The organism is Mycobacterium sp. IEC1808 (assembly GCF_002101935.1).
Classification (GTDB): domain Bacteria; phylum Actinomycetota; class Actinomycetes; order Mycobacteriales; family Mycobacteriaceae; genus Mycobacterium.
Genome location: NZ_LQPV01000018.1, coordinates 64,485 through 77,903, shown reverse-complemented (window position 1 = coordinate 77,903; position 13,419 = coordinate 64,485). Strand labels below are relative to the sequence as shown.

The following is a 13,419-nucleotide window of genomic DNA, read 5'->3' as shown; positions in this document are numbered from 1 at the left end:
CACGCGATCGGCGGCGGCGGCGCGATCGGCGGCGGCGGGGGAGCCACCGGCGGCGGTGCGACCGGCGGCGCGACCACCGGCGGTGCCGGGGCGACCGGCGCCTCAACGGGCGGGGGCGAGAAAACGGGGGCCACGGGATTCGCGGGCGGCGCCGGCGGCAGCTGGTTGGCGGCTGGCGGTGCGGGCGGCTTCATCATCGGCGCGGGCGCGAACCGACTCAATTCAGTCGGCGTGATGGCCGTTTTGTGGTGGTACAGGAAGCTGTACATCAGCCCCAGCGCGAGGACGAAGGTGCCCGCGAACAGCGCGATCCACGGGATCAACCGGCGCGCCCGGTGCGCTTGGTGCGCTTGTGCGGTTTCGAGGTAGTCCCCGTCGTGCTGGTCCTCGGCGGCGGCCCAGGAGGCCGCGGTCGGCGCGTAGGCGGCGTCGTCCGATGACCCATGGCCGTCTCCGCCGTCGTCCATGTTCATGTCGCTGTCGGCCGACGTCAGCCGGATCTGTCCCAGCGTTTGATCGCGCAACCAGCCGGGCGCGGGGATGAACACCGGCGCCGCACCGAGCAGCGCGACCGGGTTGACCAGGCGGCGGCGTTCTTCTTCGCAGACGGAGCACGACTCGATGTGGCGGGTGATGCGTTTGCGCATGAGCACGCTGAAGCGCCCGTCCCAGCCCGCGAGGATGGTGCCCAGCTCGGCGCATTTGTCGGCGGTGTGCTCGGCGCGCCGGGCCACCAGCAGCGCACCCAATGACGATTCGATGGTGGTGCGCAGCCGCGACACCATCTTGTTGGCGGTGCCGGGGCTGACCTCCAACGCGTTGGCCAGCTCGGGCCCGTCCAGGCCGTGGCGGTACGCCAGCTCCAGCACCGCGCGGTCCCGGTCGACGAGCCCGCCGGCGGCCTCGGCGACGAGGGCGGCCAGCTCGTTGCGCGCGGCCAGGGTATCGGGTCCCGCGTCGTGCGACGCGGCCTCGGGCAGCTCATCGGAGACCTGTTCGCGGCGGCGGTCCCGGATGCAACGCAGCGCCTCGTTGCGGGCGATGGCGTACAGCCAAGGCCGGAGCCGCTCGGGGTCGCGGAGCTTGGGCAGTTGGGTCGCGGCGGAGCAGAAGACGTCCTGCACGCAGTCGGCCGCGGTGTCGCGATCGCGGACCATGCCGATGCAGAAGTCGTGCAACCGGTCGGCGTAACGGTCGTAGATCATGGCAAAGGCGCGTCGATCACCCGTCGCCGCCGCGCGGGCGAGCTCCCCGTCGCTGACGATGTCAAAGTTGGATAGTGCGGTCGTCACATCGTTTCCCCAGCCGATGAGGCGTCGGTGCGCCTCGTGCGAGAACCGACGCTGCGAATAAGTGTGCGCGCACCGCGGTGAAATAGCACGAGAAATTCCAGCTCCGTGGTGGGCGCGTGAAAGGTCAGGATCGACACCAGCCTCGCCCGGGCCCGCGGCGTCACTTGCACACGCCCTGCACGAGGTGGTGCGGGGGCAGGCACAACACCGGTGGCGGCGGTGGCGGCGGCAGCTTCGGCGGCGCGGGCAGCTTCGGCGGCGCGGGCAGCGGCGGCAGCGAAGGCGGCGGCGGTAGCTGCGGCGGCGGAATCGGCACCCAGACAGGGGGCGCGTTCACGACGACGACCGGGCCGCGCGGCGTGGCGTCGGGCGGGGTGCCCGGGTCGGCCGGAGGCGCGGGGTTGTCGGGCGGGGGCGCGACCACCGCGGCGGGGGCCGGAGCCTGAGGCGCGGCTTCGGGCAGGGCGACCGCCGGGGCGGGGGCCGGCCCGTTGTCCGGCGGTGGCACGACGTCGGCGACGGGGGCCGGCGCCACGGAGGCCGGAGCGGCCGCGGGGACGACGGTCGAGCCCGACGTCACGGCCACGGGCCCCGGTTGGCGCGGGTGGCTCAGCAGGGCGATGCTCAGCGCGACGCCCGCGCCGATCAGGCCGACCACGCCCGCGGCCACCCACAGCTTGTCGATGGGCTTCCGGTTGCGGGCCGGGACGATCGGGTCGGACGGCAACGCGCGACCGTACGAACGATCGCCGGACTCAACGGTCGGGTCGCCGAGCGGGCTCGACGCCCAGGCCCAGGCCTCGGTGACGTCGTCGGCGCGCGGCGCGAGGGCGGTTCGATCCATGTCGTTCCAGGTGCTCATGAGGCGCTTCCTTCGGTGCGGGTCGCGACCCGGGTTGGGCCGCCGTCATAGGTAGGAGCACGGACCCGGCGTGAGTCGGACACTTTTTTGGAGACTTTTTCGGCGCCGCGGCGGGCAGGATCAGACTCACCGACGCCGCTTGCCAGGTCTTGGTGAAGTTCTTGCGATTTTCTTGCGATGTCCTGCGATCGGCGTGGCGACGATTTTTCACGAATCCACGTGTGAGCAACCGCGCCGGCGCATACGCTCCGACCGGCACGTCGGGACCGTCACCAACAGGAACGTCTGCAAGCAGGGGGTTCGGGAATCATGTTCTCCCGGGCAGCTTTCATCGCTGCGGCCATCGTCGTTGCCGTCGGATTCGCGTCACCGGCTTACTCGTCACCTGGCGGCGGCTGCTACACCGCCGCATCGGGAGATTGTGTGCCGTATCCGCAAAAGGGCGGCTCGCAGCCGCCGAATGCCACTGCCCAATGTGCCGATGGAAGCTGGTCGTTCAGCGAGCATCCCCACTCGAGTGGAACCTGCCACGGGCATGGCGGCATCCAACGGTACCTGTAGGGGTTTTGCTCGTCGCTAACCCGCCACGGTCAGATAGATCAGCACGACGTTGAGCACGCTGACCATCACCGCGACCGCCCAGCCGATGACCGTCGTGACGGGATGGTTGGCGTCGGTGCCCATCAGGTCGCGGTTGCTCGTGAGCCTGACCAGCGGAAGCACCGCGAACGGGATACCGAAGGACAGCACGACCTGCGATATGACCAGCGCGCGGGTCGGATCCCAGCCGAGCGCCAGGATCGCGATCGCGGGGCACAGCGTCACCAGCCGGCGCACCAGCATGGGCACGGACAGGTGCAGCAATCCCTGCATGATCATGGCGCCGGCGTAGGCACCCACCGACGACGACGCCAGGCCGGACGCGAGCAGTCCGATCGCGAACAGCACCGCGATCGTCGGCCCCAGGGTGTTGTGAATCGCGGTGTAGGCGCCGTCGATGGTCGCGCTTTCCTGATGGCCCTGTAGGTTGATCGCCGCGACGAGCAGCATCGCCGCGTTGACCATGCCGGCGACGGCCATGGCCAACACGACGTCGAAGCGCGTGACGCGCAGCAGCCAGCGCCGGTCGTGGCCGGGCTGGGGATGCCCGTGCCGGTCCAGCACCAGGCCCGAATGCAGATACACCGCGTGCGGCATCACGGTGGCGCCGAGGATGGCCGCGGCCAGCAATACGCTTTCGGCGCCGTGGAATCGGGGGAGCAATCCCGACACCACGGCCTCGGACGGTGGCGTGGCGACGAAGAAGCTCGCCGCGAAGCCGATGGCGATGACGAGCAGCAGCCCCGTGATGACGCGTTCGAAGAGGAGCTGGCCCCGGCGGTCCCGGATCGCCAGCAGCAGCATCGAGACCACCCCGGTGATGACCCCGCCGACCGGCAGCGGCAGGCCGAACAGGATCCGCAGAGCGATCGCCCCGCCGATGACTTCGGCGACATCGGTTGCGACGGCGACGATTTCGGCCTGCGCCCAAAACGTCAGTCGCAGCGGACGGCCCATCCCCTTGCCGATCGCCGCGGGCAGCGACCGTCCGGTCACCAACCCGAGTTTCGCGGACAGGTACTGCACCAGGCCGGCTGTCACGTTGGCGGCGACGATGACCCATAGCAGTAGGTAGCCGTACTGCGAGCCGGCGCTGACGTTGGCCGCGACGTTTCCCGGATCGACGTAGGCAATCGCGGCGACGAACGCGGGGCCGAGCAGATACCAGCTCGTTTTGAGCGAGGCCCCGGTGCCCTGCGCCAAGCGTATCGACCTCGATCCACGTTCTCGAATAAAAAAGTTAGGTTAACCGAACACTGCGACGGACCGTTTGGCTACCCGCTCCGCGGTGGATCATGCCGCTCCGATGCTGCCGCCCCCGTCCACCCGGACGATCTGACCCGTCATGTACCCGGCGTCCTCATGCAGCAACATCGCGATCACGTGGGCGATCTCGGTAGGCGTACCGACGCGCTGCATCGGTATGGCGGCGAGAAGACGACCCTCGACTTCTGATCCGGCGGGACTGCGTCGGCGGAACATCTCTGTTTCGATGGGCCCGGGTGATACCGCGTTGACGGTTATCCCGGTCCCGGCCAGCTCGCCCGCCCAGATGCGGGTGCACCTTTCCAGCGCGGCCTTCGAGGCGGCGTAGGGCGTCCGTTCCGCGACGCCGAGGGTCGTCAGGCTCGTGACGTTGACGATGCGGCCCCATTCGGAGGCGATCATGCCCGGCAGAACGGCCTGCACCACCTGCACCGCGGTGCGGACATTCATGTCGTAGGTGCTGAAGAGATCGTCGAGGTCGATCGAGCCGATGCGGCCCCACCGGGAGAAGCCGACGTTGTTGACCACCGCGTCGACGCCGCCGTCGGCGACGATCGCGTCGAGGGTCTGCGCGGTCGCGGTCCGGTCGGCAAGGTCGACCTCGTGGAATTGCCCGGGGAAGTCCGACGGCGCGCTGCGGGCGAGCCCGATGACCTCGTACCCATTGCCGGCGAGGCGATCGACGACCGCGCGGCCGATGCCCTTGGACGCACCGCTCACGAGAACGCGCCGTTTCGTCATGCTTTTCCCTTTCGTGCCACCCCTGAGAACCATTCGGGGCAACGCCGAAACGGCGGCGCTTCATGCCGTGCTTTAGATCACCCCGGGACGTAGAGGCCGCGGCCCGAGATCAGGGGCAGGTCAAGGGTCGTCACGATGCCGGGCGGGGCGGCCACCACCGCGGGAATCGCGTTCACGACCCGCATCGCCGTGGCCACCAGGCCGGCGTGATTGTGATCGCCGAGGCGGCTGCTCAAGCAGATGTCCATCGCGTACGACGGCTCGCCGGTGATCTCGATGCGGTACGAGCCGCCTTCCTGGGCGGGCTGCGGCCAGTCGGGTCGCAGGTCCTCGCGCAGCCGCGTGACGTGTTCGAGGACGACGACGGGGTCGCCGTTGACCATTCCGAACACCTCGAACCGCAGCCCGGCGGCCGTGCCCTTCGCAATGTGCCCGGAGGCGATGTCGAAGTCCTCGGGCGCGGGCTCGCGGACGTATTCCTCGGCGACGCTGTCGAGCTTGATGCCCAGTCCGGCAGCCAGTTGCCGCACCACCGACCCCCACGCCAAGCTCAGCACGCCGGTCTGCAGCAGCATCGGGATCTCGTCGAGGGGCTTGCCGAATCCCATCACGTCGAACATGACGGCCGCGCTGTCGTAGGTGGCGTAGTCGACGATCTCCATGCACCGGATCTGCTGGATGCTCTGGCAGGTGCCGGCCAATGCCAGCGGCAGCAGGTCGTTGGCGAAGCCCGGGTCGATGCCGTTGACGTACAGGCTCGAATTGCCTTCGCGCGCGGCATCTTCCAAGGGCGAGATGAGCTCTTCTGGTATCACTTCCCAGGGATACTGGAGAAAGACCGGGCCGCTGCCGACGACGTTGATTCCGGCGGCGAGGACCCGGCGGTAGTCCTCCAAAGCCTCGGGCAGGCGATTGTCGGCCAGGGCGTTGTAGACCGCGCACTGCGGACCGGTGGCGAGCACCGCGTCCAAATCGGTGGTGGCCAGCACTCCGGTCGAATCCTTAAGTCCGGCAAGCTCGGCCGCATCCTTGCCGGCCTTGGCGTCCGACGACACCCACACCCCGGTGAGCTCGAACTCGGGATTGGTGATCAACGCCTTGAGCGCGTGGACGCCGACGTTGCCGGTGCCCAACTGAACGACGGGTATGGCCATGGCGGGCTCCTTAGCGGTAGGGGTAACACCGCGAGCAGACGCAAAAGCGCCCGACACGCCGTGCGTAAGGGGACTTTTGCGTCTGCTCGCGAGTCATGGTTTACAGGTCGGGAACGGGAATGTCGAGGTTGGGGAAGGTGAGGCCACCGTCGACCTCCAGCGTCTTGCCGGTGAGGAAGCTGCCGGCCGGTGACGCCAAATAGACTGCGGCGGCGGCGATGTCGATGGGATCGCCGAGGCGGCGCATGGGTGTGACCTTCTCCATCGGTGCGCGCAGCTCGTCGTTGGAGGCGACCACGTCCAGCGCCGACGTCAGGATCGATCCGGGGGCGATGGCGTTGACCCGGATGCGCGGGCACAGGTCCAGCGCGGCCAGCCGGGTGTAGTGGGACAGCGCGGCCTTGGCGGTGCCGTAGGCGGCGAAACCGCGCCCGGCCAGCCTGCCCATGGTGGAGGTGATGTTGATGATGCTGCCGCCGCCGGAGTGCTCCAGCATCAACGGCACCGCGGCGATCGTGAGCGCGTGCGCGGTGGCGACGTTGAAGGTGAACGCCTCCTTGAGGTCCTTGGTCGAGGTGGTCAACAGGGTGTTGGGCATGGTCCCGCCAACGTTGTTGACGACGATGTCTAGTTTCCCGAACACCTCGACGGCCTGATCGGCGAGCTCCGCGGTCGACTCAGGATGGGCCAGGTCGGCGGCGACGGCGTGGGCGCGACGGCCGGTGGCGCGGACCTGTTCGGCGACGGCATCTAGTTGAGATTGGGTGCGCGACGCGATGAGCACATCGGCGCCTGCCTCGGCGAAAGCCACCGCGATGGCCGCACCGAGGCCGCGCCCGCCACCCGTGATGACGGCGACTTTGTCGTCCAGACGGAACCTGTCAAGGATCATTACGGCCTCTCTATTCGAGTTGTCCGGCGACACGGTAACAAACCTCGCCGACGCAGATCACGGCATTTCTGAAACAGGTTCTAGTTTGGCATACCGGCGCGACGATGTAACTCCCCGACCGGCCCCAATTGCGCTCCGGACCGTCGCCTGACGCCCGCCGGACAGAATTCTCCGAACGTTAACCTTGTTACTGTTAGCTACTTGGCTGCGACAGATACCTGGTTGCCGGGCCGCAGCCTCAGGCGGCGGCGATGTTTCATCCCTACTGTTAGGAAGAGAATTGAAACTGAACCGATTTGGCGCCGCCGTGAGTGTGCTGGCTAGCGCCGCTTTGGTGTTATCCGGGTGTGGCAGTGAGAACAACAACTCGAGCGGAGCAAGCGGTAGCAGCGCGACGTCCGGCGGATCCGCGGGCAAGGTGAGCTGCGGCGGGAAGAAGACGCTGAAGGCAAGCGGGTCGACGGCCCAGGCCAATGCGATGACGCGCTTCGTCAACGCGTTCGAACAAGCGTGCCCCGGTCAGACGTTGAACTACACCGCCAATGGTTCGGGTGCCGGAATCAGCGAATTCAACGGCAATCAAACCGATTTCGGTGGGTCGGACTCGCCGCTGGCTCAAAACGAGTACGCCGCGGCCCAGCAGCGCTGCGGCTCGCCGGCGTGGAACCTGCCGGTGGTGTTCGGCCCGATCGCGATCACCTACAACGTCAAGGGCGTGACCTCGCTGAACCTCGACGGTCCGACGGCGGCGAAGATCTTCAACGGCGCCATCACCACATGGAACGACCCGGCGGTCCAGGCGCTCAACAACGGAACCGCCCTGCCGGCCGAGCCGATTCACGTGGTGTTCCGCAACGACCAGTCCGGGACCACGGACAACTTCCAGAAGTACCTCGATGCCGCGTCCAACGGCGCGTGGGGCAAGGGCGCCGGAAAGACGTTCAACGGCGGTGTCGGTGAGGGAGCCAAGGGCAACGACGGCACCTCGGCGGCCATCAAGGCCACCGAGGGATCGATCACCTACAACGAGTGGTCGTTCGCCAAGGCCCAGAACCTGAACATGGCCAAGATCGTCACGGCGCCCGGCAGCGACGCCGTCGCCATCAGCGCCGACTCGGTCGGCAAGACGATCTCCGGCGCCACCGTCAAGGGCGAGGGCAACGACCTGGTGCTCGACACCAATTCGTTCTACAAGCCGACGCAGGCCGGCTCCTACCCGATCGTGCTGGCGACGTACGAGATCGTTTGCTCGAAGTATCCCGATTCACAGGTCGGCACGGCCGTGAAGGCTTTCCTGCAGAGCACCATCGGCGCGGGCCAAAATGGCTTGGCGGACAACGGATACATCCCCATTCCGGACTCGTTCAAGTCGAAACTGTCGACTGCGGTCAACGCAATCGCGTGATTCGGAATGTCATGACGCGCGGAGCAGTGGCCGGTCCGACGACCGGAACTCAGCCTGCGCTGAAGGCGACCGATCCGCACAAGGTGCAGCGGGGCGACCAACTGTTCAAGTTGGTCGCCGCCGCGGCCGGTTCGACGATCGTGATCGCGATTGTGCTGATCGCGATATTCCTGTTGATCCGCGCCGTGCCCTCGCTGCGCGCGAACCATGCGAACTTCTTCACCAGCGCGCAATTCAATACCACCAGCGCAGAACATTTGGCGTTCGGTATCCGCGACTTGTTCATGGTCACGGTGCTGAGCTCGGTGAGCTCACTGGTGGTGGCCGTGCCGGTGGCGGTCGGGATCGCGATATTCCTCACCCAATACGCGCCAAAACGGTTCGCGCGACCGTTCGGTGCGATGGTTGATCTGCTGGCCGCGGTGCCGTCGATCATCTTCGGGTTGTGGGGCATCTTTGTCCTGGCGCCCAAACTCGAGCCGATCGCGGAATTCTTGAACCGCAACCTGGGCTGGCTGTTTCTGTTCAAGCAGGGCAACGTCTCGTTGGCCGGCGGCGGCACCATCTTCACCTCCGCCATCGTGCTGTCGGTGATGATCCTCCCGATCATCACCTCGGTATCGCGGGAGGTGTTCCGGCAGACCCCGCCCATTCAGATGGAGGCGGCGCAGGCGCTGGGCGCCACCAAGTGGGAGGTGGTGCGGATGACCGTGCTGCCGTACGGCCGTAGCGGCGTGATCGCGGCGTCAATGCTCGGACTGGGCCGCGCGTTGGGGGAAACCGTTGCGGTGCTGATCATCCTGCGGTCGGCCGCCCGCCCGGGCAACTGGTCGCTGTTCGACGGTGGTTACACGTTTGCTTCCAAGATCGCTTCCGCGGCAGCGGAATTCAGCGAACCGCTGCCCACCGGGGCCTACATAGCGGCCGGGTTCGCGCTGTTCGTCCTGACGTTCGTCGTCAACGCGCTTGCGCGCGCGGTGGCGGGTGGGAAGGTCAACGGGTGAGTATCGACGCGCTCGACCTGCCGGTCAAACCGGACGTGTTCAGCCCGCTGAGCCTGCGGCGGCGGATCACCAACAATGCCGCGACCACATTTTTCGTCGCCTCGTTCATCGTGGCCCTGGTGCCCCTGGTCTGGGTGCTCGGGGTCGTGCTCACACGAGGGTGGTATGCCGTCACCCGCTCGGGCTGGTGGACCCACTCGCTGCGCGGTGTGCTGCCCGAGGAATTCGCCGGTGGCGTCTACCACGCGCTCTACGGAACATTGGTGCAGGCCGGTGTGGCCGCCGTCTTGTCCGTGCCGCTCGGCATGATGACCGCGGTGTTCCTGGTGGAATACGGGTCCGGCCGGTTGGTGCGGCTCACGACGTTCATGGTCGACGTGCTGGCCGGGGTGCCCTCGATCGTGGCGGCGCTGTTCGTCTTCAGCCTCTGGATCGCCACCCTGGGTTTCCAGCAGAGCGCCTTTGCCGTGTCGTTGGCATTGGTCCTGCTGATGCTGCCGGTGGTGGTGCGGTCCACCGAGGAGATGCTCCGGCTGGTGCCCGACGACCTGCGAGAAGCCAGCTACGCACTGGGGGTTCCCAAGTGGAAGACCATCGTGCGGATCGTCATCCCGATCGCGATGCCGGGGATTGTCTCGGGCATCTTGTTGTCGGTCGCGCGCGTCATCGGGGAAACCGCCCCGGTGCTGGTGCTGGTCGGCTACAGCCGGTCCATCAACTTCGACATGTTCCACGGCAACATGGCCTCGCTGCCGCTGTTGATCTACACCGAACTCACCAACCCCGAACACGCCGGCTTCCTCCGGATCTGGGGTGCGGCGTTGAGCCTGATCATCATCGTCGCAGTGATCAACCTGCTGGCCGCCGGATTCCGCTTCATGTCGATGCGGCGGCGCTGACCACCCGGCCTTAAGGCCCCGAGTCAGGACTTTGACGCGGCCTTCTTGGCGGGCGCCTTCTTGGCGGCCGTCTTCTTGGCCGGCGCCTTCTTCGCGGGCGCTTTCTTCGCCGCTGCCTTCTTGGCGGGCGCCTTACCGTTGCCGGAGCGCGCCTTGACGCTGGCCTCCAGCTTGGCCAACAGGTCGGAGACGTCCTCGGTCTCGTCCAGTTCCTTGGGCTGCTCCTCGGCGGTAAACGCCTCGCCGCCTTCGAGTTTCGCCTCGATCAGTTCCTGCAGCTGCTCCTGGTAGGTGTCGTGGTAACGGTCGGGGTTGAAGTCCTCGGCCATCGACTCCACCACCTGCCCGGCCATCTTGAGTTCGGCGGGCTTGATGTCGACCTTCTTGTCCAGCACGGGGAAGTCGGGGTCGCGGATCTCGTCGGGCCACAACAGGGTGTGCACCACCATCACGTCGCGCTTGCCGAAGTCCTTGACGCGCAACGCCGCCAGTCTGGTCTTGTTGCGCAGCGTGAAGTGGACGATCGCCATCCGATCGGTCTCGGCGAGCGTCTTGGCAAGCAGCACATAGGATTTGGATGACTTCGAATCCGGCTCGAGGAAGTAGCTGCGGTCGAACAGCATCGGGTCGACGTCGCTGGCCGGGACGAACTCGAGCACCTCGATCTCGCGGCTGCGCTCCTCGGGCAGGGTGGCGATGTCGTCGTCGGTGATGATCACCGATTGCCCGTCGGGCGACTCGAAGGCCCGGGCGATGTCACGGTATTCGACGACCTCGCCGTCTTTCTCGCAGATGCGTTGGTAGCGGATGCGGCCGTTGTCCTTGGCGTGCACCTGATGAAACTTGATGTCGTGGTCCTCGGTGGCGCTGTACACCTTGACCGGGACGTTCACCAGTCCGAACGCGATCGAACCCTTCCAGATGGAACGCATGTAAGTCAGTATGCCCACACGACCCCCAGCAAAACAGCGCAGCACGCCCGCACCGCGGACTTTCGGGTACAGCTAATTCCGTGGAAGGGCGCGCAGGGCGGCCCGGTCGGGCAGGTCGGCGCCGGCGCGGCCGACGGTCCACGCCGACGCCAGGCACGCCGAGTGCAGCGCCGCGGTCAGCGCATCGAGCCCGATCCGGCCCAGGGCGGCCCGCCGGGCGGCGCCCAACAAACCCATTCCCCAGAGCGCGTCCAGCAGGCCGACGATGAACGCGTCGCCCGCACCGACGGTGTCCACCACCTCGACCTGCGGGGCGGGCACTCGGATCTCGCCGGCCGCACAGAAACCCAGCGCGCCCCGATCACCCCTCGTCAGGACGACGATCGCCGGTCCGGAAGCCAGCCAGGCTCGGGCCGTCGACTCCGGGTCGCGGTCCGGATCGATCCAGGTCAGGTCCTCGTCACTGGCCTTGACGATGTCGCTGCGCTCGACGAAGCGGGCGATGCGGTCGCGGGCCAGATTCCGGTCGACGATGAGTGACGGGCGCACGTTGGGGTCGAAACTGACGGTGGCCGACACCCGATAGGTGTCGAGCAGCGCCGCGACCGCCAGGCACCCCGGCTCGCGCACGGCGGCGATCGATCCGGTGTGCACCAACAGTGGCGGCGCGACCTCAGGTGTGCCGGAAAGCTGCCATTCCAGGTCGAAGGTATATGTGACCGACCCGTCGGCTCCGGTCGTCGCGACCGCGGTCGGTGTCCGGTCGGCCAGGGAACTCCCCGGAACAAGCTGCGCGCCAGCGGCTTTCAGGTAGTCGGCGATTCGACGGCCGCGCTCGTCGTCGCCGATGTGCGTTGCGAAGTCGACATCGCGACCCAGCCTGGCGAGCCCGACGGCGACGTTGAGCGGGCTTCCGCCCACGTGCTCCGCGGCGCCGACGATGTCGATCAATGCTTCGCCGACCACCAGCGCACGAGTCACGGGTCCGCACCTTTCAGCAACGACTCCAGGGTCGCCCGGGCCCCGCGGAGGTGCAACGAGTCCAGCGCCCAGCGATAGGCCTCGACGAAGCGGGGTTCCTGCGCGAGATCGCCGAACAGCTCGGTGTTCTCGATGAACGCGGTGGGATGCAGCCGCTGCGACCGCGCGACGGGCACCAGCGAGTCCGCCAGGTTGTCGATCACCTCGATCGGTTCGCCGCCTTCGTCGACCCCCTCGGCGTAGCGCGCCCAGCTCGCGACAGTGGCCGACGCGAGCCGGATCGGTCCGCCGGCGCGCAGGTTGTCGCGGATCACCGGAAGCAGCCATTTCGGGATGCGGTCCGAGGAGTAGGCGCACAGCCGCGCCACCGTGTCCCGCACCCCCGGGTTGGCGAAGCGTTCGATGAGCCCCCGGGTGTAGGCGGGCAGGTCGATGCCCGGCACCGGTCGCAGCGTCGGCGTGGCTTCGGAATCGAAATAGGACAACAGGAATTCGGCCAGGAGCGGGTCGCGCGCCGCGTCGTGGACCATGCGGTACCCGCACAGTGCAGCGAAGTAGCACAGGCACTGGTGACCGGCGTTGAGCAGCCGCAGTTTCATCGCCTCGTACGGGCTCACGTCGTCGACCAACAGGACGCCTACCTCGTCCAGCGGCGGGCGGCCGGCGGCAAAATCGTCTTCGAGCACCCAGGACGCGAAGGCCTCCGCCACCACCGGCCACTCGTCGGCGACTCCGAAGTCACGTTCCACTGCGGCCGCGATCTCCGGTGTGGTGACCGGGGTGATGCGGTCGACCATTGAACAGGGGAACCGGGCGTGCTCGCCGATCCAGTCGGCCAGCCCGGGGCCAAGCGGTTCGGCGTGCGCGATGACGGCCTGGCGCGCGACCTCGCCGTTGTGCTCGATGTTGTCGCAGGACAGGATCGTGGGCGCGGCGATGCCGCGGTCGCGCCGCCGGGCCAGTGCCTCCGCGATCAGACCGAAAACCGAGCCTGCGTCCCGGATCTGGTAGCCGCCCTCGGTGATGGTCATCGAGATGATGCGGGTCGTCGCGGCGGCGAGCAGCTCGATGGCGGCCGGCGGGTCGTCCGGTCCGTAGCGGTAGTCGACGATCGAGCCGATCACCCGCGCTTCGCGGTTGCCGTCGGGGTGCTCCAAAACCAGCGTATACAGGCCGTCCTGGGCGCCCAGGACGTCGCGCATCCGGCGGTCGGCCGGCATCACGCCGATGCCGCAGATGCCCCACTCCCGTGCCAAGCCCCGCTCGAGCAGCTGGTCGATGTACATCGCCTGATGCGCGCGGTGAAAGCCGCCGACGCCGATATGCGCGATGCCGACCGCAACCCCGTCGCGGTCATAGCCCGGTGTCGCGATCGGCATCCGTCGCAGGGT

At 67.5% G+C, this 13,419-nt stretch carries 12 protein-coding genes; 3 read left to right on the top strand and 9 right to left on the bottom strand.

The genetic code is table 11. From position 1 onward, the window contains the following. The 6 genes from AWB92_RS30490 to AWB92_RS12060 all read right to left on the bottom strand — a co-directional run. A partial coding sequence (locus AWB92_RS30490; protein WP_241523433.1) for a sigma-70 family RNA polymerase sigma factor occupies positions 1–1,292 on the bottom strand: 1,292 nt, incomplete at its 3' end. 160 nt (positions 1,293–1,452) lie between these two features. Then, positions 1,453–2,154, bottom strand: coding sequence for a hypothetical protein (locus tag AWB92_RS12085; RefSeq protein ID WP_085185827.1), 702 nt, complete (start codon positions 2,152–2,154; stop codon positions 1,453–1,455). A gap of 576 nt (positions 2,155–2,730) precedes the next feature. Next, on the bottom strand, positions 2,731–3,957 hold the full coding sequence (locus AWB92_RS12075) for an Nramp family divalent metal transporter (protein WP_085185823.1): 1,227 nt from the start codon (positions 3,955–3,957) through the stop codon (positions 2,731–2,733). A 90-nt stretch (positions 3,958–4,047) separates the two neighbouring features. Next, positions 4,048–4,761 carry an SDR family oxidoreductase gene (locus tag AWB92_RS12070; RefSeq protein ID WP_085185821.1) on the bottom strand — a complete coding sequence of 238 codons (714 nt, stop codon included), beginning with the start codon at positions 4,759–4,761 and terminating at the stop codon, positions 4,048–4,050. Positions 4,762–4,838: 77 nt separating this feature from the next. After that, positions 4,839–5,915 (bottom strand): diacylglycerol kinase, encoded by a 1,077-nt coding sequence (locus tag AWB92_RS12065; protein WP_085185819.1) that lies wholly within the window; start codon positions 5,913–5,915, stop codon positions 4,839–4,841. A 100-nt stretch (positions 5,916–6,015) separates the two neighbouring features. Beyond that, positions 6,016–6,807, bottom strand: coding sequence for an SDR family oxidoreductase (locus AWB92_RS12060; protein WP_085185817.1), 792 nt, complete (start codon positions 6,805–6,807; stop codon positions 6,016–6,018). 280 nt (positions 6,808–7,087) lie between these two features. On the opposite strand from AWB92_RS12060, the gene pstS reads away from it, so the two are divergent. From pstS to pstA, 3 genes are read left to right on the top strand one after another with little or no spacing between them, the layout of a single operon-like run. Next, positions 7,088–8,212 (top strand): phosphate ABC transporter substrate-binding protein PstS, encoded by a 1,125-nt coding sequence (pstS, locus tag AWB92_RS12055; protein WP_068183593.1) that lies wholly within the window; start codon positions 7,088–7,090, stop codon positions 8,210–8,212. Between the two features lie 11 nt (positions 8,213–8,223). Further along, complete coding sequence (pstC, locus tag AWB92_RS12050; RefSeq protein ID WP_085185815.1) at positions 8,224–9,216, top strand: phosphate ABC transporter permease subunit PstC; 993 nt, start codon at positions 8,224–8,226, stop codon at positions 9,214–9,216. Then, positions 9,213–10,115, top strand: coding sequence for a phosphate ABC transporter permease PstA (gene pstA / locus AWB92_RS12045; protein WP_068183599.1), 903 nt, complete (start codon positions 9,213–9,215; stop codon positions 10,113–10,115). The genes pstC and pstA overlap by 4 nt, the downstream gene beginning before the upstream one ends. A gap of 23 nt (positions 10,116–10,138) precedes the next feature. Here the strand turns inward: pstA and AWB92_RS12040 are convergent, their stop codons facing one another. From AWB92_RS12040 to AWB92_RS12030, 3 genes are all read right to left on the bottom strand, one after another. Beyond that, entirely contained in the window at positions 10,139–11,047 is a 909-nt protein-coding gene (locus tag AWB92_RS12040) for a Ku protein (RefSeq protein ID WP_068183602.1), read from the bottom strand. 72 nt (positions 11,048–11,119) lie between these two features. Next, the gene (locus AWB92_RS12035) at positions 11,120–12,028 is read right to left on the bottom strand and encodes a carbohydrate kinase (RefSeq protein ID WP_085185813.1); all 909 of its coding nucleotides are present in this window, start codon (positions 12,026–12,028) and stop codon (positions 11,120–11,122) included. Next, positions 12,025–13,407: a mannitol dehydrogenase family protein gene (locus tag AWB92_RS12030; protein WP_085185840.1), complete on the bottom strand. Its 1,383-nt coding sequence runs from the start codon at positions 13,405–13,407 to the stop codon at positions 12,025–12,027. Before AWB92_RS12030 ends, AWB92_RS12035 begins: the two co-directional genes overlap by 4 nt. Positions 13,408–13,419: the final 12 nt, after the last annotated feature.

Bases quoted from the DNA above. Each gene is read 5' to 3' on its own strand.
- AWB92_RS12085 (WP_085185827.1), bottom strand. From the start codon at position 2,154: ATGAGCACCTGGAACGACATGGATCGAACCGCCCTCGCGCCGCGCGCC.
- AWB92_RS12070 (WP_085185821.1), bottom strand. From the start codon at position 4,761: ATGACGAAACGGCGCGTTCTCGTGAGCGGTGCGTCCAAGGGCATCGGC.
- AWB92_RS12065 (WP_085185819.1), bottom strand. From the start codon at position 5,915: ATGGCCATACCCGTCGTTCAGTTGGGCACCGGCAACGTCGGCGTCCAC.
- AWB92_RS12060 (WP_085185817.1), bottom strand. From the start codon at position 6,807: ATGATCCTTGACAGGTTCCGTCTGGACGACAAAGTCGCCGTCATCACG.
- pstC (WP_085185815.1), top strand. From the start codon at position 8,224: ATGACGCGCGGAGCAGTGGCCGGTCCGACGACCGGAACTCAGCCTGCG.
- AWB92_RS12040 (WP_068183602.1), bottom strand. From the start codon at position 11,047: ATGCGTTCCATCTGGAAGGGTTCGATCGCGTTCGGACTGGTGAACGTC.
- AWB92_RS12030 (WP_085185840.1), bottom strand. From the start codon at position 13,407: ATGCCGATCGCGACACCGGGCTATGACCGCGACGGGGTTGCGGTCGGC.